Raw genomic sequence first — 22,855 nt, 5'->3', positions numbered from 1 at the left:
ATCGTCGGCGCGGGCAGGCTTGCCGCGCCGACGGCCCGCCGCAGATCAGCCGCGGCCCTGGCGCTCACCCACATAAATCTCCACGCGGCGGTTGCGGGCGCGCCCGTCGGAGGTGTCGTTGGAGGCCACAGGTTCACGCGAGCCACGGCCTTCCACGTGGATGCGGTTGCCGTTCACGCCACGCGCCGTGAGGTAGTTGCGCGTGCTCTCGGCGCGGTCCAGCGACAGCGGGTTGTTGATCGCATCGCTGCCGGTGGAGTCGGTGTGGCCGACGATGCGCACCTCGGTGTTCGGATTGTTGCGCAGGCCCTCGGCAAAGCGGTCCAGAATGGGGCGGAAGTTGGGCTGGATGTCCGAGCGGTTGGTGGCGAACGAGATATCGCTCGGGATGTCCAGCTTGAGCTGGTTGTCCGGCGTCTGCGTCACCGTCACACCGGTGCCCTGGGTGGCAGCCTGCATGTCCTGCTTTTGGCGCTCCATGTGCTGGGACCAGATGTAGGTGCCCAGGGCGCCCACGCCAGCGCCGATCACGGCGCCCTGCGCCGCATGGCCGCCCGTCATGGCGCCGATGGCTGCGCCGCCCAGCGCACCCACGCCGGCGCCGGTGGCGGTGCGGCGCTGGGTGTCGGTCATGTTGGCACAGCCCGTGGCCAGCATGACCACCGCGAGACTGCCGATGAGGAGAGGTTTGCGCATGAGAGAACTCCTTTGTTGTTGCTCGGTCGGCTCGCAGCCCTCCAGCGGGCGGCTGGGCCAGTGTGAGCAGCGTAGCAATCCGGCGACGCCTCGTCTGTAGGACGCGGCGCAACGCGCGTGCGCGACCTGGGGCCGATCGGCCTGCGTTCGATGGGCCGCGCAGATGCCAGGCCACAACCCGAGAACGACCTCAGTCGTTGCGCGGGGCGTCGTCCCGCGAGGGAGGCTCGCTGGGGGCCGCTGGCGGCTCGCCGCCCTTGCGGCCGCTGAACATGGTCCACCAGACAATGCCCACGAGGAGCACCAGTGCAAGCAATGCTTCAAGCAAAATCAGCCCCATGAATCTTCGTCTCCTGCGCCTGGTGGTATCGGCGCTGATTGTAGGAACGCTGGCCGCGTGCTCCACCCGTCCTCCGGCGCCCGTGGCGCCCAGCGTGCCGTCCGTGCAGCCGCCCGCCGCGCCCACTGTACCGGTGCCTGTGCCGGGCACGCTCACGCAGTCCAAGAGCCGCTGGGTGCCGGTGGGCTGGGGCGAGTTGCCGGGCTTTGAGGGCGATGCGCTGCACGAGGCCTGGAACGCCTGGCTGCGCAGCTGCGAGCGCCCCGCGCCGGCGTTCGCGCCGCTGTGCGGCGATGTGCGCCGCCTGAGCATCGCGTCGCCCGAGGAGCAGCGCGGCTGGATGATGCAGCGCCTGCAGCCCTACCGCGTCGAGTCGCTGGACGGAGCGGCCGACGGCCTGCTCACGGGCTACTTTGAGCCCTATCTGGACGCCGCGCGCCAACCGGGCAACGGCTTCAGCGTGCCTTTGTATGCACCCCCGGCCGATCTGGCGGCGCGCAAGCCCTGGTACACGCGCCAGCAGATCGACACCCTGCCGCAGGCCCAGGCGGCGCTGGCCGGCCGCGCGATCGCCTGGGTGCGCGACCCGGTGGAAGCCATGGTGCTGCACATCCAGGGCTCGGGCCGGCTGCGCGTGCAGGAGGCGGACGGCAGCGTGCGCCTGGTGCGCCTGGCCTTCGCGGGCACCAACGACCAGCCGTACAAGAGCGTGGGCAAGTGGCTGCTGGACCAGGGCCTGGTGCGCGATGCCACCTGGCCCGGCATCACCGCCTGGGTGCGGGCCAATCCGCAGCGCGTGAACGAGATGCTGTGGTCCAACCCGCGCTACGTGTTCTTCCGCGAGGAGCCGCTGGACGCGCTGGACGCCGCCTTCGGGCCTAAGGGCGCGCAGGGCGTGCCGCTCACGCCGGGGCGCTCGATCGCCGTGGACCGCCAGAGCATCCCCTACGGCACGCCGGTGTGGCTGGCCTCCAGCGGCCCCACGGCGCAGTTGTCGCGCCTGGTGCTGGCGCAGGACACGGGCAGCGCCATCCTGGGCGCGGTGCGCGCGGATTACTTCACCGGCTGGGGCCCCGAGGCGGGCGAGATTGCCGGGCGCCTGAAGCAGGGCCTGCGCCTGTGGGCGTTGTGGCCGCGGTAGCGCTATTGATTTGGAAGCTGTTCGAACTTGATTTATGGCGCTTTCAATACAAATTAATGCTGAAATGCCCGTAAGGCAAGCGCTGAAAGCTATCAATATGGTAGTGATTCATTCGCCCTCGACCACGTAGCGCGACACCACGGGCGGCGCGTCGCCCACGTGGAAGGCAAAGCGCCTGTCGCGCAGCGCCACGTCGGAGGCGGTGACGCGGTCAAAGCGCCGCAGGTGCTCCGTCCAGGATTCGTCCACCACGCGCTCCACGTAGCGGCGCGGGTCGGCGATGTCGTGCTGCAGCTCCCAGCTCAAGGCGCCCTGGCGCAGGCGCGCGCGGCGGCTTTCCTGCATCACGGCGCGGAATTCTGCCGCCCGTGCGGGGTTGATGAAGTATTCGATGCTGACCACCAGCCGCAGGCCGGCGGCGGGCGGGCTGTCGGCCCGCGGTGCCTGGAAGGCGCGCGAGGCGCTCAGGTCCTCCTCGCCATGGCGGTTGCTCACCAGGCGCTGTACCAGCGCCATCACCAGCACCCCGGTGAGTGCCGCCAATGCCAGGCTCATGTGCACGCTGGAGAGTGCGGCGACCTGCCCCCACAGCGCCGCGCCCACGGCCGTGGCGCCCATGATGGACATCTGGTAGATGGACATGCCGCGCGCGCGCACCCAGTTGGGCAGCGCCAGCTGTGCGGCCACCGTGAGCGAATTGGCGGTGGTGATCCACGCCGCCCCGCCCACCAGCATGGCCGGCACCGCCACGTACACGTTGGGCGCAATGGCGACCACGGCCGTGGCCAGCGCCTGCAGCAGCGTGCCGCGCGCCACCAGCTGGTCCAGCGACATCATCTGGCGCAGGCGCGGCAGGAACATGGCAGCGCTCACGGCGCCCGCGCCCATGGAGGCCAGCAGCAGCGTGAAGGTGCCCGCGCCGCCGCCCTGCAGGTCGCGCGCCACCAACGGCAGCAGCGCCAGCAGCGCCGTGGCATGCAGGAAGAAGATCGAGATGCGCCACAGCACGGCGCGCATCGGAGGCGACTCGCGCACGAACTGCAGACCCACGCGCATGGCACTGGTCAGGCGCTCGCGCCCCAGCGGGTTGGGCATGGGCTGGCGCCGCCAGCGCATGATGGTGAACCCCGCCACCAGCGACAGCACGGCATTCAGCACGAACACCCAGGCGCTGCCCGCGCTGGCGATGATGGCGCCGGCCACCAGCGGGCCAATAATGCGCGAGGCGTTCATGGCCACGCCATTGAGCGCCAGCGCCGCGGGCAACTGTTGGCGGTTCACTAGCTCCGGCACGATGGCCGCAAACACCGGCCAGCGCATCGCCAGCCCGATGCCGTTGGCGAAGGTCAGCGCCAGCAGCAGGTAGGGGTTGAGCCCACCCCAGAGGATGGCCACGCACAGCACCACCGCCACGGCCGCCACCCAGAACTGCGTGACCATGAAATAGCGCCGCCGGTCCAGGATGTCGGCCAGCGCGCCGCTGGGCAAGCCCAGCAGGAACACGGGCAGCGTCGAGGCCGTCTGCACCAGCGCCACCAGGGCAGGCGAATCGGTCAGCGTGGTCATCAGCCAGGCCGTGGCCACGTCGTTCATCCACATGCAGGTGTTGGCCGCCAGCCAGGTGAGCCACAGCATGCGGAACACCGGCACCGACAGCGGCGCGAAGGGCGACTGCGGCGCACGCTGCGCCGCGCTGTGCTGCAACTCGGCTGTGGCGGCGGCCTCGGCGGTGTGGGCGGCGGCGGAGGCCGCGTCGGGGCCTGGCGGTGTGGGTGGTGAACTCAGCGGTCCGCTGTCATGGAGGGGCTGGGGCGGCATGTGCGGCCATTGTGACGGGAATGCGGCGCGCTTGCTGTGCCGGGGCCGCAATCTCGGCGGGTGCGAAACGGTGTTCAGCCTCTGTTGGAATTGCCGTTGCCGTTGCCGTTGCCGTTGCCGTTGCCTCCGGCATTCCCGTTCCCGTTGCCGTTGGTGTTTGCGGGAGGAGGCAACGCGGATGGAGGGTCAACTACAGCCCTTTGCCGCACGCGTATCCGCTGCGCGACCAGCACGCCGTTGGCAGACATCCGGCCCGCCACTTCCAGCGTTGCGCCGTTGCGGATGTCATCAGCCCGCCCCCCGGTTATTTGCGCGCCCGAGCCATCGATATCCGTGCCTTGCAGCGCAAAGGATTGTGCAGAGGCGAAGTTCGTCACCACACCTTCCAGCACGACGGGCGTGTCTGCCTGGCGTGAGAGGCTGTGCGCTGGCCGCAGCACGCGGGCCACGAGCACGTTGCCGGACGGTGCCTGGGCTGCATGCACATACAGCGGCATGCCGTTGTCCAGCATGCCCGCCTCCAGACCGTTCAAAAAGGCAGCCTGTGCATACTGGATCTGCATCGTGCCCAACTGGAACCGGCGGGCCACCGTATCGAGGGCCTGCACGCTGCCCCACAGCACGGGCTGTACCGAGGGGAGCGTGGCGGTGGTCAGCTGCAGCCGGGTCGCGCGCATCAGCCCACTGCTGGTGGGCAACGCATGTACCTGCACGATCTGGCCGACTTGCAAGGCGGCCAAGCCGGACAGCCCGTCGAGCACGGTCTCGTCATCGACATATACCCGCGCACCCATTACCTCGATGCGCCCCAGCGCCGCGTCCACGGCATCCACCGCCCCCCGTAGCTCCGGTATCGACAGTACCTGCGCGGCCGTACCCGTGCTGAATCCGGTATCGAGGGTGCCGTTCACTTGCACGGTCATGCCAGGTTTCAGGCTGCTCTGGCCGCTCTTCAGGCTTTGCTGACCATTGGCGTCTTCCTGCGAGACGCCTTCCACTTCCACCTGGGCGTGGCTGATATCGAAGCGCACGCCGTTCACAACCATGTACGACCCGCTGGGTGATTCGCCGAGGCTGTCGACGCTGCCAATGGCCACGGAAGACATGGCGATGCCGGTGCCGCCCGAGCCCACGCCGTCGCCGCCTCCACAGGCTGCGAGCACCAGCCCCAGCGTGGTCATCAGCGCGTATATCCCAGTCCTCATGTTTTTTTCCTGCGCCTTGCAGAGCCTGCACGGGTGGTCGGCTTCACGTCCGGCGGCTCGTCCTCATGGTAGACATACACCCCTACGCGCATGCGTGCCGTTCCCATGCCTGCCGCAGAGGCATGGGCCTGGGTCATTTCCCGTACCAGGCGGTAATGCACGGAATCCCAATGTTCCCGCGCCAACTGGTGGATGCGTTCGCACTCCGACACGGTCAAGCCCGAGGCATAGACGGAGCGTTCCAGCATCCGGGGCTGCTGCCCCAAGGTATTGCTGACGGCGGCCAGCAGATGGTCCCGCACATTGTCCCCGGTGAAGGCCAGCATGTCCCGCAGACTGGTGCCCGGGATGAAACCGTCGCCCACCAGTTCCACCTCGCCTTCGCCGTCGCCCGTCAGCCCCCTGACCAAATTCAGGCGCTGAAGCTCCTCCAGCAGGGTTCTGTGGTGCACATCGCCGCGGGTGGCGAGACGCGCCACCAGTTCAAAGGAGGGGCCATGGCCGGTGTCCACAATAGGAAGGCGGCGCCGGCTGGGCTCCTCGGCGGCAAGCTGCAACCAGGCCGTGAAAGCCTTGGCGGCCGACGACCCTTCGGTGGCAGGCAAAGGATCGCGTACTTGGCGCACTCTGGCGGTCACGTCCTTGCGATTGAGACCGGTGGTGACCGAGATCTGGCTCAGGTTGGGGTCGGGAATGCCTTGGCTGCGCCAGAGATGGCGCGCCTCCTCCAGCAGCAGGTCCCTCAGGATTTCTTCGAGTTGGGCGTGCTTCAGTCCCATCGCCAACGCCAGCCTGACCGCGGGGCGAAGGATTCGTACCAGCGCGGACTGCGTCCATTTCAGGCGGTCTTGCATGGGAAGGTGAAAGGGCGAGAGGCTCGTCGCTCAAGTGTGACTGCTTATGCAGCCAGCGGTGCCTAAAAGATGCGAGTGTGCCATCTGCCTGACACCAGGAGAAGGACCGCCAGGCGCGATGGCCGTTGGCGTCATGTTCCCTGAACGCGCTGGAGTTTGACCTCGCTGGAACAACGCCGCCCCGATGCGCGGGCGGCTTCAGCGGGTTGCTGGGATCGTGGCGCCTGGGCACCAGTTGCAATGAAAATGTGATCAAACCCTTATAGGGAAAGCGGTGCCAGCTACTGAATTAGGAGTGGTCCTACGCTGCGGCGCCACGCACCACGGGCCGCACCGGGCCCAGGTGCGCCAACGGCAGCGCGCCGCCTGCCTTGACCTCGCCCAGCGAGAAGCTGGTGTGCATGTCCTTCACGTTGGGCAGGTTCAGCAGCACGGTGCGTGCGAACTGCGAGAAGCTGTCCAGGTCGCGTGCCACCACCTGCAGCTCGAAGGTGCCGGTGCCGCTGATGTAGTGGCATGAGACCACCTCGGGGATCTGGGCGATGGCCTGCTCCATGGCCAGCGTCAGGTCGCCGGTGTTGCGCTCGGCGTCCAGGCGCACGAACGCCAGTACGCCCAGGCCGATCTTGTGGCGGTCGATTTCCGCGTGATAGCCGCGGATGTAGCCCGCTTCCTCCAGGGCGCGTACGCGCCGCCAGCACGGTGCAGCGGACAGGCCTACGCGTTGCGCCAGCTCGGCGTTGGTCAGGCGCGCCTCGGCCTGCAGCTCGCGCAGGATGGCGATGTCGTATTTGTCCAAGGTTTCCATTTTTGGATTGTTTTAAGAAAGAAGCTTTCGCGCATCAGGGTAAACGCGGCAAATAAAGCAAACACATATCGGTGTCTCGCGCATACACTGCGCAGATCGGGTGGCGCCCACACGGCACCGTCCCGCACGCCGCGCCCAACAGAGGCGGCGGATCACAGAACCCACGGAGACAAGACATGAATGCCCCGCTGCCCGAACACGTCCGCCGCGCGCTGGAGACGGTCACCCTTGAGGACAAATACACGCTGGGCCACGGCCGCGCTTTCATGAGTGGGGTGCAGGCCCTCGTGCGCCTGCCCATGCTGCAGCGCCAGCGCGATGCAGCCGTGGGCCTGAATACCGCGGGCTTCGTGAGCGGCTACCGTGGCTCGCCCCTGGGCGGTTACGACCAGGCCCTGTGGGGCGCCCGCAAGCACCTGGCGGAGCACCACGTGGTCTTCCAGCCCGGCGTGAACGAGGAGCTGGCCGCCACCGCCGTCTGGGGCACGCAGCAACTGGACATCTACCCCCAGTCCAAGAAGTACGACGGCGTGTTTGGCATCTGGTACGGCAAGGGCCCGGGCGTGGACCGTTGCTCCGACGTGTTCAAGCATGCCAACATGGCCGGCACGGCGCGGCATGGCGGCGTGATCGCCGTGGCGGGCGACGACCACATCAGCAAGAGCAGCACGGCGGCACACCAGAGCGACCACATCTTCAAGGCCTGCGGCCTGCCGGTGTTCTTCCCCAGCAGCGTGCAGGACATTCTGGACATGGGGCTGCACGCCTTTGCCCTGAGCCGCTTCTCGGGCCTGTGGTCCGGACTCAAGACCATCCAGGAGGTGGTGGAGTCGTCCAGCAGCATCTCTGTGGACCCCGACCGCGTGAAGATCGTCATGCCCGAGGACTTCACCATGCCGCCCGGCGGCTTGCACATCCGCTGGCCCGATGCGCCGCTGGAGCAGGAGGCGCGCCTCATGGACTACAAGTGGTACGCGGCACTGGCGTACATCCGCGCCAACAAGCTCAACTACAACGTGATCCAGGGCCCGCAGGACCGCTTCGGCATCATCGCCAGCGGCAAGGCGTACAACGACACGCGCCAGGCACTGGTGGACCTGGGCCTGGACGACGACACCTGCCGTCAGCTGGGCATCCGCGTGCACAAGGTCAACGTGGTGTGGCCGCTCGAAGCCACCATCACGCGCGACTTCGCGCAGGGGCTGCAGGAGATCCTGGTGGTGGAGGAAAAACGCCAGGTCATCGAATACCAGATCAAGGAAGAGCTCTACAACTGGCGCGCCGACGTGCGTCCCAACGTGCTGGGCAAGTTCGACGAGATCGAGGGTGACAACTCCGGCGGCGAATGGAGCATGCCCAATCCCAGCCAGAACTGGCTGCTGCGGCCCAAGGCCGACCTGACGCCGGCCATCATCGCCAAGGCGATCGCCAAACGCCTGAAGAAGCTGGGCGTGCCCGAGGACATCGTGGCGCGCATGGACGCGCGCATCTCCGTGGTGGAGGCGCGCGAGTGCGGCCTGCTGGAGGTGAAGACCGACACCGGCGAGCGCATGCCGTGGTTCTGCAGCGGCTGCCCGCACAACACCAGCACCCGCGTGCCCGAGGGCTCGCGCGCCGTGGCCGGCATTGGTTGCCACTACATGGCCAACTGGATGCCCGACCGCGCCACGAGCACCTTCACGCAGATGGGCGGCGAGGGCGTGACCTGGGTGGGCCAGGCGCCGTTCACCAAGGACAAGCACGTGTTCGCCAACCTGGGCGACGGCACCTACTTCCACAGCGGCCTGCTGGCGATTCGCCAGAGCATCGCCTCGGGCGCCAACATCACCTACAAGATCCTCTACAACGACGCCGTGGCCATGACCGGCGGCCAGCAGGTGGGCGAGCGCCCCGAGGGGCATTCGGTGGCGCAGATCGCCCACAGCCTGCGCGCCGAGGGCGTGGTCCGGCTGGCGGTGGTGACGGACGAGCCCGAGAAGTACCACGGCCGCACGCACCCGGCCAACGCCGCGCGCACCGGCCACCCCGAGCTGCTCAACGACCTGCCGCCGGGCGTTGAAGTCTTCCACCGCGACGAGCTGGACCGCATCCAGCGTGAGTTCCGCGAGATCGCAGGCTGCACGGCCATCATCTATGACCAGACCTGCGCGACCGAGAAGCGCCGCCGCAGGAAGCGCGGCCTGCTGGCCACACCCGCCAAGACCGTGGTCATCAACGAGCTGGTGTGCGAGGGCTGCGGCGATTGCTCGGTGCAGTCCAACTGCCTGTCGGTGGAGCCGGTGGAGACCGAGTTCGGCCGCAAGCGCCGCATCAACCAGAGCACCTGCAACAAGGACTATTCCTGCGTGAAGGGCTTCTGCCCGAGCTTCGTCACCGTCGAGGGCGGCCAGCTCAAGAAGCCCAAGAAGGAGAAGAAGGGCGACCTGTCCACGATGGCGCCCATCCCCGAGCCGGTGCTGCCGGCGGCCGAGGCCGCGTGGGGCATCGTCGTGGCTGGCGTGGGCGGCACGGGCGTGATCACCATCGGGTCCCTGCTGGGCATGGCCGCGCACCTGGAGGGCAAGGGCGTCATCACGCAGGACGCGGCGGGCCTGGCGCAAAAGGGCGGCTCCACCTGGAGCCATGTGCAGATCGCCAACCGCCCCGAGGCCATCCACACCACCAAGGTGGACACGGCCAAGGCGGACCTGGTGATCGGCTGCGACCCCATCGTTGCCGCGAACAAGGCCACGCTGGCCGCCATGCAGCCGGGGCGCACCTTTGTCGCCCTCAACAGCCACGGCACACCGGCCGCGGCCTTTGTGCACAACCCCAATTGGCAGTTCCCGGCTGACGGCTGCGAGGCCGCCATCGCCCAGGCGGTGGGCGCCGAGCTGCTGGGCGTGTTCGACGCCGAGCAGGTGGCCAGCCAGTTGCTGGGTGACAGCATCTACACCAACCCGCTGATGCTGGGCTATGCGTGGCAGAAGGGCCGCGTGCCGCTGTCCCACGCCGCGCTCATGCGCGCCATGGAGCTCAATGGCGTACAGGTGGAGAACAACAAGGCCGCCTTCGAATGGGGACGCCGCTGCGCGCACAACCTGGCCGAGGTGCAGGCGCTGTTCCAGGCCGCGCAGGTGATCCAGTTCGTGAAGAAGCCCGGCTTGGCCGAGATGGTCGCCAAGCGTGTGGACTTCCTCACGGGCTACCAGAACGCCGCCTATGCGGCCGAGTACCAGGCCTTCGTGGACAAGGTGCGCGCGGCCGAGGATTCACTGGGCCAGGGCACGCGCCTCACCGAAGCGGTGGCGCGCTACCTGTTCAAGCTGATGGCCTACAAGGACGAGTACGAAGTGGCGCGGCTGCACACCGACAAGGCGTTCACCGACAAGATCGCCGCGATGTACGAAGGCGACTACAAGCTGGTGCACCACCTGGCGCCCCCGCTGCTGGCCAAGCACAACGACAAGGGTGAGTTGGTCAAGCAAAGCTACGGGCCCTGGATGCGCAAGGCCTTCGGCGTGCTGGTCCGCATGAAGGGGCTGCGCGGCACGGCGCTCGATGTCTTCGGCCGGACCGAGGAGCGCAAGACCGAGCGCGCGCTGATCCGCGAATACCGCGCCTGCATCGAGGAACTGCTGAAGGGCCTGACGGCCGAGCGCCTGGCGCTGGCGGTGGAGATCGCGCGTATCCCTGAGGACATCCGCGGCTACGGCCATGTGAAGGAGCGCCACCTGCAGGCCGCGCGCAAGAAGTGGTTCGCACTCATGGACCGCTGGCGCGCCCCACACGCGGGTGCGCCCCGCCAAGTGGCCTGAGACGGTGGGCGGGCCTGTCATGCCCGCCCATTCCTTCTGACCCCGCCCGTCGCCGCCTGCCCCTGCCCGAGGGCAACGCGGTCGTTCACGCGTTCTGAGGAATGGGCATGCCGGCCGCACTGGACGGGCCTTCCTGCCCGGCCGGCGGGTCGGCCAACTGCACGCGGCTGACCGGCACCGCCAGCCGCATGCCCAGCGCCTGCAGCCGGCCCAGCAACGCCAGGTTGATGCGCTGCTGCAGGTCCATGTAGAGGTTGTAGTCCGGGTCTTTGACGATGTAGACCACTTCGTAATCGAGCGAGCTGGCGCCAAATCCCTTGAAATGCGCGCGGTCGAAGCGCAGTTGCGGTTCGGCCTCGATGATGTCGCGCACCGCTTGTGCCAGGGCCTGCGCCTGCGCGGGCGAGGTGTCCTGCGCCACGCCAAAGCCAAACACGATGCGGCGCTCGCGCATGTGGCGATAGTTGTTGATGGTCTGCTTGAGCAACTCGGTGTTGCTCATCACCACCTGTTCCCCGCTCAGGGCGCGGATGCGCGTGGTCTTTACGCCCACCTGCTGCACGGTGCCTGCGATGGGACCCACGACGATGAAGTCGCCCACCTCGAAGGGCTTGTCCACCGCGATCGCCATGGAGGCGAACAGATCGCCCAGCACGCTTTGCACTGCCAGCGCCACCGCAATGCCGCCCACGCCCAGGCTGGCCACGAAGGCGGTGATGTTCACCCCCAGGTTCGAGAGGATGGCCAGCAGCACCGTGGCCCACACCAGCGTGCGCAGCCCCCAGGACATGAGCGTGGCCGAGGCGCTGATCTGCCCCGTGCCCGCGGCGCCATGGTGGCGCCGGTAGCGTTCGACCCCCAGACTGATGGCGCGCGTGCCCCACAGCCCCAGCTGCACCGCCACGGCCAGGAACCAGAGTTGGCTCACACGGTCATGCCAACGCCCGGGCAGGTCCAGCATGCCGGTGCCCACCAGCAGTGCTGCCAGCAGGATGAGCAGACGGCTGGTTCCGGCGAGCACCTGCGCCAGCAGGCTTGCCGCGCCGGCATCGCCGCCGCCGGATTTGCGGTCGGCATGCGCGACGGCCCAGCGCAGCAGCAGCGTGAGCGCCAGGTAGATGCCCATGGCCGTGGCCGCCGCCGCCAATACTTCGGCAGCGGACATGCCCCAGAACCACTCTGTCTCCAGCCAGGCGGATACCGATGCGAAATCCATGGAAAGCGTTTCCTTTCTTGACACGGGGGGTGGGAGGGAAGGGGCCGCGGCGCGGCGCCGGCCGCTGCGGGCGGCACACAGGCATGCTACGAAGCCCTGCCAGGCGCCGGCGTAGGCCCAGGCCGACGATGGGCGCGTCGCATCCGATGCATTAACCGCCCCTGGTCCGGGGCTTTATGCTATATATGTGATAGCTGTTGGCGCTCATTGGACGGGCGTTGCAAGGTGTTTTGATACTGAATCTCGGAGGGTGCCCGCAGCCCGCCGGCCGCCGGTGCGCGCAGCCCTGGCCGGCAGCCCCCCGCATACAATGGCCGGCTCACCGCCCGCAGGCCCTGGCGCCTCCCGGCGGAGCCCCTTTGCACCTATTACTACCATTGGAGTTCTTCCCGTGTTGATTTCTTCTGCTTTTGCACAGACCGCCCCCGCCGCAGCCGCCGAGGCCGGCCTGATGGGATCGCTCACCAGCATGCTGCCGCTGGTACTGATGTTCGTGGTGCTGTACTTCATCATGATCCGTCCCCAGATGAAGCGCCAGAAAGAGCACCGCGCCATGATCGACGCGCTGGCCAAGGGCGACGAAGTGGCCACGGCCGGCGGCTTGCTGGGCAAGGTGGTGGGCCTGAGCGAAGGCTACCTGCAACTGGAGATTGCGCCTGGCGTGCAGGTGCAGGTGCAGCGCAGCGCCGTGGCCCAGGTGCTGCCCAAGGGCACGGTCAAGTAAACCGTCCCAGCTGTAGGCCTACGGGCCTTGTTATGAGGGCAGTGCTGCGCCGCATCCCGCGTCCGCTGCCCCGCATGGATTGAAGAGCGCGATCATGAACCGTTATCCGGTCTGGAAGTACGCGATCCTGGTGATCGTGTTGCTCATTGGGGCCCTGTATACCCTGCCCAACTTCTTTGGCGAGGCGCCTGCGGTGCAGGTGTCGTCGGCCAAGGCCACGCTGAAGGTCGACGCCGCGGTCCAGCAGCGCGTCGAGGATGCGCTGAAAGCCGCCAACGTGGCCTCGGACTCCATCGTGTTCGACGGCAACTCGGTGCGCGCGCGCTTTGACACGCCGGACAACCAGCTCAAGGCCAAGGACGCGATCGAGAAGGCCCTGATCCCCGACCCGAGTGATCCTTCCTACATCGTGGCGCTGAACCTCGTGTCGCGCTCGCCCGACTGGCTCACCGCGCTGCATGCACGGCCCATGTACCTCGGCCTGGACCTGCGCGGCGGCGTGCACTTCATGCTGCAGGTGGACATGCAGGCGGCGATCACGAAGAAGATCGAGTCGTACGCAGGCGACCTGCGCAGCGCGCTGCGCGAGAAGAACATCCGGCACGGCGGCATCGGCCGCGAAGGGCAGGCCGTGGACATCCGCGTGCGCGACGAGGCCACGCTCACGGCGGCACGCAACCTGATCGCTGACCAGTTCCCGGACCTGGCGGTCGTGAGCAGCGCCGACGGCGACGGTATGCGCCTGCGCGCCACCATCAAGCCCGAGGCCCTGCGCAAGGTGCAAGAGCAGGCCTTGAAGCAGAACATGGTCACACTGCACAACCGTATCAACGAACTGGGCGTGGCCGAGCCCGTGATCCAGCAGCAGGGCCTGGACCGCATCGTGGTGCAGCTGCCCGGCGTGCAGGACACGGCCAAGGCCAAGGACATCCTGGGCCGCACCGCCACGCTGGAAGTGCGCATGGTGGACGAGGGCACCGAGGCGCGCGCCGCCGAAATGGGTACGGGCCCCGTGCCGTTCGGTACCGAGAAATACCTGGACCGCAACGGCCAGGCCGTGATCGTGAAGAAGCAGGTCGTGCTGACCGGCGAGAACCTCACCGACGCGCAGCCAGGATTCGACGGCCAGACCCAGGAGCCCACCGTGAACCTCACGCTGGACGCCAAGGGCTCGCGCATCTTCAAGGACATCACGCGCGAGAACGTGGGCAAGCGCATGGCCATCGTGCTGTTCGAAAAGGGCAAGGGCGAGGTGGTGACCGCGCCCGTGATCCGCAGCGAGATTGGCGGTGGTCGCGTGCAGATCTCCGGCCGCATGACCACGGCCGAGGCCAACGACACCGCACTGCTGCTGCGCGCCGGCTCGCTGGCCGCGCCCATGGAGATCATCGAGGAATACACCATCGGCCCGAGCCTGGGTGCCGACAACATCGAACGGGGTATCCAGTCGGTGGTTTGGGGCATGGTGGCCATCGCGGCCTTCATGTGCGTGTACTACAGGCTGTTCGGCGTGTTCTCCACGATCGCGCTGGGCGTGAACGTGCTGCTGCTGATCGCCATCCTGTCGATGCTGCAGGCCACGCTGACCCTGCCCGGCATCGCCGCCATGGCCCTGGCGCTGGGCGTGGCCATCGACTCCAACGTGCTGATCAACGAGCGCATCCGCGAGGAACTGCGCGCTGGCGTGGCCCCGCAGGCGGCGATCGCCACGGGCTACGAGCGCGCCTGGGCCACCATCCTGGACTCCAACGTCACCACGCTGATTGCGGGCCTGGCGCTGCTGGCCTTCGGCACGGGGCCGGTGCGCGGCTTTGCCGTGGTGCACTGCATCGGCATCCTGACCAGCATGTTCTCGGCGGTGTTCTTCTCGCGTGGCCTGGTCAACCTCTGGTATGGCCGCAAGAAGAAGCTCAAGAGCGTGTCCATCGGCCAGGTGTGGAAGCCCGAGGGCGATGAGCACCGCTCGGTGGCTGCCCGCGGCAACAGCAACTAAGAAAGGGGAAAACCATGGAGTTTTTCCGCATCAAAAAAGACATCCCGTTCATGAAGTACGCGTTGGTGCTCAACGCGGTGTCTTTCATCACTTTCGCGCTGGCGGTGTTCTTCCTGGTCACGCGGGGCCTGCACCTGTCGGTGGAGTTCACGGGTGGCACCGTCATGGAGGTGGCCTACACGCAGACGGCCGACATCGGCAAGGTGCGCGACACCGTCGCGGGCCTGGGCTATGCCGACGTGGTGGTGCAGAACTTCGGCACCTCGCGCGACGTGATGATCCGCCTGCCCGTGCAAAAGGGCGTCACCTCGGCCCAGCAAAGCGAGCAGGTGCTGAGCGCGCTGAAGGCGCAGGACCCTGAGGTCACGCTGCGGCGCACCGAGTTCGTGGGCCCGCAGGTGGGCGAAGAACTGGTGCACAGCGGCCTGATGGCGCTGGGCATGGTGGTGCTGGGCATCGTGATCTACCTGGCCTTCCGCTTCGAGTGGAAGTTCGGCGTGGCAGCGGTGATCGCCAACCTGCACGACGTGGTCATCATTCTGGGCTTCTTTGCGTTCTTCCAATGGGAGTTCTCGCTGTCGGTGCTGGCCGGCGTGCTGGCCGTGCTGGGCTATTCGGTGAACGAGTCGGTGGTGATCTTCGACCGTATCCGCGAGGCCTTCCGCAAGTTCCGCAAGCTCAACACGCAAGAGGTGATCGACCACGCCATCACCTCCACCATGAGCCGCACCATCATCACCCATGCCTCCACCGAGGCCATGGTGCTGTCCATGTTCTTCTTCGGGGGCCCCAGCCTGCACTACTTCGCACTGGCGCTGACCATCGGCATCCTGTTCGGCATCTACTCGTCGGTGTTCGTTGCCGCGGCCATCGCCATGTGGCTGGGCGTCAAGCGCGAAGACCTGGTCAAGGCGCCGACCCGCAAGGAAGGCGACCCGGCCGACCCGAACTCCGGCGCCGTGGTCTGACGATGCGCGTGCGCAGCCGCCTTGTCCGCGTGCCGATGCAAAGGCCGGGGCGCGACAGCGGCTGGGGCTAATATCGGAGCCCTATGGATTTTTCGCCCACTTCCTCTGCCCACCGACGGCTGGCCCACCTGGCCCGCCAGCGTTTCGTGGAGGGGCTGTGCACCGGCTTGCCGGCGCTGGACAAAACAGTCCATGACTTCCTGACCGAGTTGATGGGGCAGACCGCCACGCAGCGCGACATGCAGTTGCGGCGCGATGCCTGGATGGGCCATCAGGCCCACCGCAAGACCTGGGTGGAACATCTGGGCCGGGCCTGGCGGGAAAGCCTGGCGCCCCCGCCCGTCAAGGGGCGCGGCACCCTCAACGCGTCCAAGGCGTTCGATGGGCTTGAGCTGCTGGGCGACGACGTGCTGGAGAACAAGATCATCGCCTCGCGCATGGCGCTGACCCTCACCGAGCATGTGGCCGCTCCTTTCGATGCCGCGCGGCAGCGCACACAGCATCTGGAAGGCCGTGAGCTGGCCGGCACCGATATCCTGCGCCCCGAAACCCTGTGCCTGCATCTGGTCGAGCAGTGGTTGGAGGTGGGCCTGCAGCGCGACCATTTGCAGATGGTGATCGACCCGCTGCAGCGCGAACTGGCGGCGCTGGCGCTGGCGCAGTACCAGGCCCTTGTGAAGCTGTACGACGAACAGGGCGTCGTGGCGCAGGACGACCTGCGCGCCCGCGTGCGCCGCGCGGCCGCCGGCCCCAACACCGGCAGCCCCGGCGAGCCGCCGCCCGCGTCCGGTCCCGTGGGACTGGCCTCGCAGGCATTGCAGCAGTCGCGCGCCGCGCTGGGGCGGCCCACGGAATTTGCCCCCACGCGCCAGGCGGCGTCGGCCTTCATGCCCCCGCCCCCCGGCATGCGCGGGCAGCCGGTGATGGCCGGCATAGGCAGCCCGCTGGTGCGCGCGCGCCAGCGCGCCCAGGGCGTGATGATGCAGCTGCGGCGCTTGCTCACGCAGCCCACCACGGGCTACGACATGGTCAAGGCACCCCCCGCGTCCGCGGCGCTGGCCCATGCGCTGGCGGCGCACCGCGTCTCGGCCGACAGCTACTACAGCGACGTGGCCACGCTGGTCGAGGACTACAGCCCACAGGCCGTGGTCCGCGTGGCGAGCGCCGTGCGCGAGCGGTCCGTGGAGTTCAAGAAGAAGGCCAGTACCGCCAGCGAGAAGGCCATCATCGAGGTGGTGGCGCTGATGTTCCAAAGCATCCTGAGCGAAGACCGCATCCCGCCCTCGGTACGCGTGTGGTTTGCACGCCTGCAGGTGCCGGTGCTGCGCGTGGCGCTGGCCGAGCCCGAGTTCTTCAGCAACCTCACGCACCCCGCGCGCCAGCTCATCGACCGCATGGGCGCCTGCGTGCTGGGCTTTGACGCCAGCTCCATCAATGGCAGCGCGCTGGAGGCCGAGATCCGCCGCATCGTGCAGGTGATCGAGCAGTACCCCGAGACCGGCCAGCGCGTGTTCCAGCTGGTGCACGACGAGTTCGAGAAATTCCTCGCCAAATTCCTCACCGAGAAGCAGGGCACCTCGCGCATCGTCAGCGTGGCCCAGCAGGTGGAGCAGCGCGAGACGCTGGCGATCCAGTACACCATCGAACTGCGCGCGCTGCTCAAGGACATGCCGGTGCGCGACGAGATCCGCGAGTTCTTGTTCAAGACATGGGCCGAGGTGCTGGCGATGTCGGCCGTGCGCGACGGGGCCCAGCATGCCAGTACCGCCGCCTTCAAGCGCGCCGCGGCCGACCTGGTGTGGGCGGCGGGCGCCAAGCCCAACCGCGCCGACCGTGCGCTGGTCATCCAGAACCTGCCGGCGCTGCTGCAGAGCCTGCGCCAGGGGCTGGCGCTGATCGGCGTGGCGGGGCCCGAGCAGGACGCACAGATCAAGGGAATCACCGACACGCTGGCCGACGCTTTCCTCTCCAAGACGGCCTCGATCCCGCAGGCGCACATCGATGCCATGGCCAAACGCCTGGCGAACCTGGAGGACTACATTGGCGACGAGGCGCTGGGCGACATGCCGCTGAGTGCGGACAACATCGAGATGCTGCTGGGCATCGACGCCTCGTCCATCCACGTCATCGCCGACAACGGTGCGCCTGTGCAGGACGACATGGTGGCCTGGGCGCAGCAGCTGCCGCTGGGCACCTGGTTCACGCTGGACCACAACGGCGCGTCCACCCAGGTGCAATACGCCTGGCACAGCCAGCGCAAGCAACTGCACCTGTTTGCCACGCGCGATGGCGGCAGCTACCTCATCCAGCTGCGCCGGTTGGGGGCCTACCTGCAGGCGGGCCTGCTGGTGGCGCAGGAGGAGGAGAGCCTCACGCTGCGCGCCACGCGCGATGCGCTCACCAAGCTGGACGCCAACCCGGAGCGCCTGCTGGGTTGAGCGGTCGCGCAGCGGCCCAACGCGCTCAACGGGGGCCGGCTGCGCACAGCCGCGCCGCGGGCCTCAAGCCTCTGGCATGTCCGTGGCGGCGCTGAAGCCATCGCGCGTATTGCGCGGTTTGGCATTGCACGACGGCGCGGCGTTGCGGGATGCGACCGGTGGCGGACTGCGCGTCGACAGCTGCTATGGATGAAATAGCTTTGACGCCGGACAGAAGCGCGCCAAGCCCCGTTCTATTCCCATTCATCACCACCCCGCACCACGCGGCGCACCACGTCGGCGGCGAAGCCACGCGTGGCCAGAAAGCGCATCTGGCGCGCACGCTCCTGCGGCGTGTCGGCGGGCTGGTCGCCAAAGCGCTGGCGCCAGACGGCCCGGGCGCGCTGCAGTTCGGTGCCCGCCAGCTGGGCGGCGGTGCTGCGCACCAAATCCTCGTCCAGCCCCTTGCGCCGCAGCTCCTGCAGCACGCGCTGGGTGCCGAAGCGCTCCGCGCGGCGGTGCACCACGGACTCGGCCACGCGCTCTGCATTGATGAAGTCGCGTGCCTGCAGCTCGTCCAGCAGCGCCGGCAGATCGTCGCCCTCCTGCACGTGGCGCGCCAGCTTGGCCTGCAGTTCGCTGCGCGAATGCTCGCGCTGGGCGAGCAGGCGCAGCGCACGGCCCTTGAGGGAGAGGGCGGTGAATCCCATGAATGCTATTGAAAAAAGAGCTTCCAGCGCTTGATGGTCAAGCGCTGGAGGCAGATTTCGTTCAAAAACCCGGTGCGCGGTTACGCTTCGATCTCACCCGTCTTGTCGGCCTTCTTGCCGCGCGCAGGCTTGTCTTCGGGCAGGTCGGCCGCCGGGCTCGCGTGGCCCGTGGGCAGCAGTGCGATGCCCAGGCTCTCGCGCACCTTGTTCTCGATCTCCACGGCCAGGCCAGGGTTCTCGCGCAGGAACTCGCGGGCGTTGTCGCGGCCCTGGCCGATCTTTTCGCCGTTGTAGGCATACCAGGCGCCACTCTTTTCCAGGATGCGCGCGTTCACGCCCATGTCGATGATCTCGCCCTCGCGCGAGATGCCCTCGCCGAACAGGATGTCGAATTCGGCCGTCTTGAACGGGGGCGAGACCTTGTTCTTCACCACCTTCACCTTGGTCTCGTTGCCGATCGCCTCGTCGCCCTTCTTGATGGTGCCGGTGCGGCGGATGTCCAGGCGTACCGAGGCGTAGAACTTCAGCGCATTGCCGCCGGTGGTGGTCTCGGGGCTGCCGAACATCACGCCGATCTTCATGCGGATCTGGTTGATGAAGATGACCATGCAGTTGGTCTTCTTGATGGTGGCGGTGAGCTTGCGCAGTGCCTGGCTCATCAGGCGTGCCTGCAGGCCGGGCAGGGCGTCGCCCATCTCGCCCTCGATTTCGGCCTTGGGCGTGAGGGCGGCGACCGAGTCCACCACGATCAGGTCCACGGCGCCCGAGCGCACCAGGCTGTCCACGATCTCCAGCGCCTGCTCGCCCGTGTCCGGCTGGCTGATGAGCAGGTCGGTGAGCTGAACGCCGAGCTTGCTGGCGTACTGCACATCCAGCGCATGCTCGGCATCCACGAAAGCGCACTGGCCGCCTTGCTTCTGCATCTCGGCGATGACCTGCAGCGTGAGCGTGGTCTTGCCCGAGCTTTCCGGTCCGTAGATCTCGATCACGCGGCCGCGCGGCAGGCCGCCCACGCCCAGGGCGATGTCCAGGCCCAGCGAGCCGGTGGAGACCACCTGGATGTCCTCAATGGCCTCGCCCTCGCCCAGGCGCATGATGGTGCCCTTGCCGAACTGCTTTTCGATCTGCGCGAGGGCGGCTTGCAGGGCCTTGGCCTTTTCGCTGTTGACGGCGGTTGCGTTGCCTTTGACGGTGGCGTCCATGAAATGCTCCTTCGGGTCGGGATCACGGTGAAATCGTGTGCCTGCCTGGAAACTGTTTCCAATGACAGGCTGGATGCTTGAACAGTAGTTTATGGGCGGTTGATGCGTTATCCAATCAATTTTTGGTCAGTTTGGCTGACAATATGCGGATGACCGCTCCCCCCAGCCTCGACGACCGCTGGCGCCAGACCCACCTGGGCCGCCTGCTGGGCCATGCCATGCGGCGCTTCGATGCGCGCGTGCTGCAGCTCATGGCGCGCGACGTGCAGGTGCCGCTGGCGCTGTCCAACCTTGCGGCGCGCGACCAGGTGAGCGCCGCGCACATCCACATCACGCGGCATCTGTCGCTGCAGGGGGACCGCCTCACCGACCTGGCCGAGCGCGCGGGCATGGCCAAGCAGTCCATGGCCGCGCTGGTGGAGCAGTGCGCGGCCTGGGGCCTGGTCACGCGCGAGCCCGATCCGCGCGATGCGCGTGCGCGCCTGGTGCGCTTCACGCCCACGGGACTGGCGTGGCTGCAGGCGTTTCGCGCGGCGGTGGCGCAGGCCGAGGGCGAGTTCCGCGCCGAGGTGGGGCAGGACGTGGCCACGGTGGTCGCGCTGGGCCTGGAGGCCTATGCCGGCGGCGAGGGCACGGCGGCCTAAAATTCAGGCAGAGCGCAGGCCGGCGCACGACAACCAGGAGAGACACCCCATGCGCATCCTCATCGCCGAAGACGACCAGGTGCTTGCCGACGGGCTGCTGCGCACGCTGCGCGGCTCGGGCGCCGTGGTGGACCATGTGGCCAGCGGCACCGAGGTCGATACCGCGCTCCTGACCAACAACGAGTTCGACCTGCTGATCCTCGACCTGGGCCTGCCCAAGATGCACGGCCTGGAGGTGCTCAAGCGCCTGCGCGGGCGCGGCTCGGCGCTGCCGGTGCTGATCCTCACGGCGGCCGACAGCGTGGACGAGCGCGTGAAGGGCCTGGACCTGGGCGCCGACGACTACATGGCCAAGCCGTTCGCGCTGTCGGAGCTGGAGGCGCGCGTGCGTGCGCTCACGCGCCGCGGCATGGGCGGCACCAGCAGCGCCATCCGCCACGGGCCCCTGGTGTACGACCAGGCGGGCCGCGTGGCCACCATCGACGGCAAGATGGTGGAGCTGTCCGCGCGCGAGCTGGGCCTGCTGGAGGTGCTGCTGCAGCGCGCCGGCCGCCTGGTGAGCAAGGAGCAGCTGGTGGAGCGCCTGTGCGAGTGGGGCGAGGAGGTGAGCAACAACGCCATCGAGGTCTACATCCACCGCCTGCGCAAGAAGATCGAGCGCGGGCCGATCCGCATCGCCACCGTGCGCGGCCTGGGCTACTGCCTGGAAAAGATCCCCGGCTGACGGGACCCGTGGATGCTCTGTTATTGATAGCTGCTTGCGCTTGATGCATAAGCGCTAGCGGCCAAAAACACCCACCACCTTGAAAATCTTCCAGCGCGAGCAGCGCTCCCTCTTCGGCGAAATCCTGGACTGGATGCTCACGCCGCTGCTGCTGCTGTGGCCGGTGAGCCTGGCGCTGACCTGGCTGGTGGCCCAGGGCCTGGCCAACAAGCCCTTCGACCGCGCGCTGGAGTACAACGCCCATGCGTTGGCGCAGCTCGTCACGGTGCAGGACGGCAAGGTGCTGTTCAACCTGCCCCAGCCCGCCAGCGAGATCCTGCGCGCCGACGAGTCCGACATCGTCTATTACCAGGTGCTCTCGCCCACGGGCGACTACCTGTCGGGCGAACGCGACCTGCCGCGCCCGCCGCCCGAGGAGCAGGCGTTCTCCGGCGAGGTGCGGCTGCGCGACGCCGAGCTGCGCGGCATCGACATCCGCGTGGCCTACATCTGGGTGCGCGTGCCGCTGCCCGACGCGCCCGCCGCGCTGGTGCAGGTGGCCGAGACACGCGCCAAGCGCAGCGTGCTGGCCACCGAGATCATCAAGGGCGTGATGCTGCCGCAGTTCGTCATCCTGCCGCTGGCGGTGCTGCTGGTCTGGCTGGCGCTGGCGCGCGGCATCAAGCCGCTGCACCAGCTGGAGGAGCGCATCCGCGCGCGCAAGCCCGACGACCTCTCGCCGCTGGACCACAAGGCCGTTCCCATGGAGGTAGCGCCGCTGGTGGACTCGGTGAACGACCTGCTGCGGCGCCTGTCGGAATCCATGGCCACGCAAAAGCGCTTCCTGGCCGACGCCGCGCACCAGCTCAAGACCCCCCTGGCCGGGCTGCGCATGCAGGCCGACCTGGCGCAGCGCGAGGGCACCAGCACCGAGGAGCTCAAGCAGTCGCTCAAGCAGATCGGGCGTTCGTCCATCCGCGCCACGCACACCGTCAACCAGTTGCTGGCGCTGGCGCGGGCCGAGGGCGGCAGCGCCGTGGTGCAGCGCCAGCCGCTGGACCTGGCGCGGCTGGTGATCGAGGTGGTGCGCGACAGCGTGCCGCGCGCCATGGACAAGCACATCGACCTGGGCTACGACGGCGTCGAGCCCGGCACCAATGGCGTGTGGATGGACGGCAACCCCACGCTGCTGAAGGAACTGGTGCGCAACCTGGTGGACAACGCCATCAACTACACCCCGTCCAGCGCGCAGCAGCCCGGCGTGATCACCGCGCGCGTGCTGCCCGACCCGTTCAGCCATGTGCTGCTGCTTCAGGTGGAGGACTCGGGCCCCGGCGTGCCCGAGGCTGAGCGCGAACTGGTCTTCCAGCCCTTCTACCGCGCGCTGGGGACGGACGCCGACGGCTCCGGCCTGGGCCTGCCCATCGTGCGCGAGATTGCGCGCCAGCACGGTGCCGAGGTGGAGCTGGAGGACGTGCGCCCCGGCGCGGCCATGCCCGGCGCGCGCTTCAGCGTGCGTTTCGCGGCACGCGAATCGGGGCCATAGCGCTGCCGCTGTCCGATGCTATCGATTAAATAGCTGCTCGCGCTTGATGGGCAACCGCTGGAGGGCATTTTGA

The 22,855-nt window shown here is 67.8% G+C and carries 18 protein-coding genes; 9 read left to right on the top strand and 9 right to left on the bottom strand.

Features of this window, described 5'->3' with window-relative positions; genetic code table 11:
* Positions 1-45: 45 nt before the first annotated feature.
* Both PCQ86_RS19110 and PCQ86_RS19105 read right to left on the bottom strand, forming a co-directional pair.
* Complete coding sequence (locus tag PCQ86_RS19110; RefSeq protein WP_011807097.1) at positions 46-696, bottom strand: OmpA family protein; 651 nt, start codon at positions 694-696, stop codon at positions 46-48.
* Positions 697-886: 190 nt separating this feature from the next.
* On the bottom strand, positions 887-1,036 hold the full coding sequence (locus PCQ86_RS19105) for a hypothetical protein (protein WP_270174500.1): 150 nt from the start codon (positions 1,034-1,036) through the stop codon (positions 887-889).
* Between PCQ86_RS19105 and mltA the strand changes: the two genes are divergently transcribed.
* Positions 969-2,177, top strand: a complete 1,209-nt coding sequence (gene mltA / locus PCQ86_RS19100) for a murein transglycosylase A (RefSeq protein WP_011807096.1) — start codon at positions 969-971, stop codon at positions 2,175-2,177. The genes PCQ86_RS19105 and mltA overlap by 68 nt on opposite strands.
* A gap of 108 nt (positions 2,178-2,285) precedes the next feature.
* Here the strand turns inward: mltA and PCQ86_RS19095 are convergent, their stop codons facing one another.
* From PCQ86_RS19095 to PCQ86_RS19080, 4 genes are all read right to left on the bottom strand, one after another.
* The gene (locus tag PCQ86_RS19095) at positions 2,286-3,995 is read right to left on the bottom strand and encodes an MFS transporter (protein ID WP_015914582.1); all 1,710 of its coding nucleotides are present in this window, start codon (positions 3,993-3,995) and stop codon (positions 2,286-2,288) included.
* Positions 3,996-4,069: 74 nt separating this feature from the next.
* Positions 4,070-5,176, bottom strand: a complete 1,107-nt coding sequence (locus PCQ86_RS19090; protein ID WP_270174499.1) for a DUF5666 domain-containing protein — start codon at positions 5,174-5,176, stop codon at positions 4,070-4,072.
* A 20-nt stretch (positions 5,177-5,196) separates the two neighbouring features.
* The gene (locus PCQ86_RS19085) at positions 5,197-6,054 is read right to left on the bottom strand and encodes a DUF6502 family protein (protein WP_011807093.1); all 858 of its coding nucleotides are present in this window, start codon (positions 6,052-6,054) and stop codon (positions 5,197-5,199) included.
* Between the two features lie 301 nt (positions 6,055-6,355).
* Positions 6,356-6,862 carry an Lrp/AsnC family transcriptional regulator gene (locus tag PCQ86_RS19080; RefSeq protein WP_011807092.1) on the bottom strand — a complete coding sequence of 169 codons (507 nt, stop codon included), beginning with the start codon at positions 6,860-6,862 and terminating at the stop codon, positions 6,356-6,358.
* Positions 6,863-7,038: 176 nt separating this feature from the next.
* Between PCQ86_RS19080 and PCQ86_RS19075 the strand changes: the two genes are divergently transcribed.
* Positions 7,039-10,659: an indolepyruvate ferredoxin oxidoreductase family protein gene (locus tag PCQ86_RS19075; protein ID WP_270174498.1), complete on the top strand. Its 3,621-nt coding sequence runs from the start codon at positions 7,039-7,041 to the stop codon at positions 10,657-10,659.
* Between the two features lie 85 nt (positions 10,660-10,744).
* On the opposite strand, the gene PCQ86_RS19070 is transcribed toward PCQ86_RS19075, so the two are convergent.
* Positions 10,745-11,875, bottom strand: a complete 1,131-nt coding sequence (locus PCQ86_RS19070; protein WP_047351245.1) for a mechanosensitive ion channel family protein — start codon at positions 11,873-11,875, stop codon at positions 10,745-10,747.
* 391 nt (positions 11,876-12,266) lie between these two features.
* Between PCQ86_RS19070 and yajC the strand changes: the two genes are divergently transcribed.
* From yajC to PCQ86_RS19050, 4 genes are all read left to right on the top strand, one after another.
* On the top strand, positions 12,267-12,599 hold the full coding sequence (yajC, locus tag PCQ86_RS19065) for a preprotein translocase subunit YajC (RefSeq protein ID WP_196994804.1): 333 nt from the start codon (positions 12,267-12,269) through the stop codon (positions 12,597-12,599).
* Positions 12,600-12,693: 94 nt separating this feature from the next.
* A complete protein-coding gene (secD, locus tag PCQ86_RS19060; RefSeq protein WP_047351244.1) occupies positions 12,694-14,592 on the top strand; it encodes a protein translocase subunit SecD in 1,899 nt (632 codons plus the stop codon).
* 14 nt (positions 14,593-14,606) lie between these two features.
* Positions 14,607-15,560 carry a protein translocase subunit SecF gene (gene secF / locus PCQ86_RS19055; RefSeq protein ID WP_270174497.1) on the top strand — a complete coding sequence of 318 codons (954 nt, stop codon included), beginning with the start codon at positions 14,607-14,609 and terminating at the stop codon, positions 15,558-15,560.
* A gap of 83 nt (positions 15,561-15,643) precedes the next feature.
* Positions 15,644-17,998: a DUF1631 family protein gene (locus tag PCQ86_RS19050; protein WP_270174496.1), complete on the top strand. Its 2,355-nt coding sequence runs from the start codon at positions 15,644-15,646 to the stop codon at positions 17,996-17,998.
* A 233-nt stretch (positions 17,999-18,231) separates the two neighbouring features.
* On the opposite strand, the gene recX is transcribed toward PCQ86_RS19050, so the two are convergent.
* Positions 18,232-18,687, bottom strand: coding sequence for a recombination regulator RecX (gene recX / locus PCQ86_RS19045; RefSeq protein ID WP_011807085.1), 456 nt, complete (start codon positions 18,685-18,687; stop codon positions 18,232-18,234).
* An 80-nt stretch (positions 18,688-18,767) separates the two neighbouring features.
* The gene (gene recA / locus PCQ86_RS19040; protein ID WP_011807084.1) at positions 18,768-19,889 is read right to left on the bottom strand and encodes a recombinase RecA; all 1,122 of its coding nucleotides are present in this window, start codon (positions 19,887-19,889) and stop codon (positions 18,768-18,770) included.
* Positions 19,890-20,038: 149 nt separating this feature from the next.
* On the opposite strand from recA, the gene PCQ86_RS19035 reads away from it, so the two are divergent.
* The 3 genes from PCQ86_RS19035 to PCQ86_RS19025 all read left to right on the top strand — a co-directional run bounded on the left by PCQ86_RS19035 (position 20,039) and on the right by PCQ86_RS19025 (position 22,782).
* The gene (locus tag PCQ86_RS19035) at positions 20,039-20,533 is read left to right on the top strand and encodes a MarR family winged helix-turn-helix transcriptional regulator (RefSeq protein ID WP_088888100.1); all 495 of its coding nucleotides are present in this window, start codon (positions 20,039-20,041) and stop codon (positions 20,531-20,533) included.
* A gap of 49 nt (positions 20,534-20,582) precedes the next feature.
* Complete coding sequence (locus PCQ86_RS19030) at positions 20,583-21,257, top strand: response regulator (RefSeq protein ID WP_011807082.1); 675 nt, start codon at positions 20,583-20,585, stop codon at positions 21,255-21,257.
* Positions 21,258-21,336: 79 nt separating this feature from the next.
* Positions 21,337-22,782, top strand: a complete 1,446-nt coding sequence (locus PCQ86_RS19025; protein WP_270174495.1) for a sensor histidine kinase — start codon at positions 21,337-21,339, stop codon at positions 22,780-22,782.
* The last annotated feature ends 73 nt before the right edge of the window (positions 22,783-22,855 follow it).

Source organism: Diaphorobacter sp. ED-3 (genome assembly GCF_027625375.1).
GTDB classification, from domain to species: Bacteria; Pseudomonadota; Gammaproteobacteria; order Burkholderiales; family Burkholderiaceae_C; genus Diaphorobacter; species Diaphorobacter nitroreducens.
Note: the sequence above shows the minus strand (reverse complement) of the source record. Positions and strands in the feature narration are given on the sequence as shown.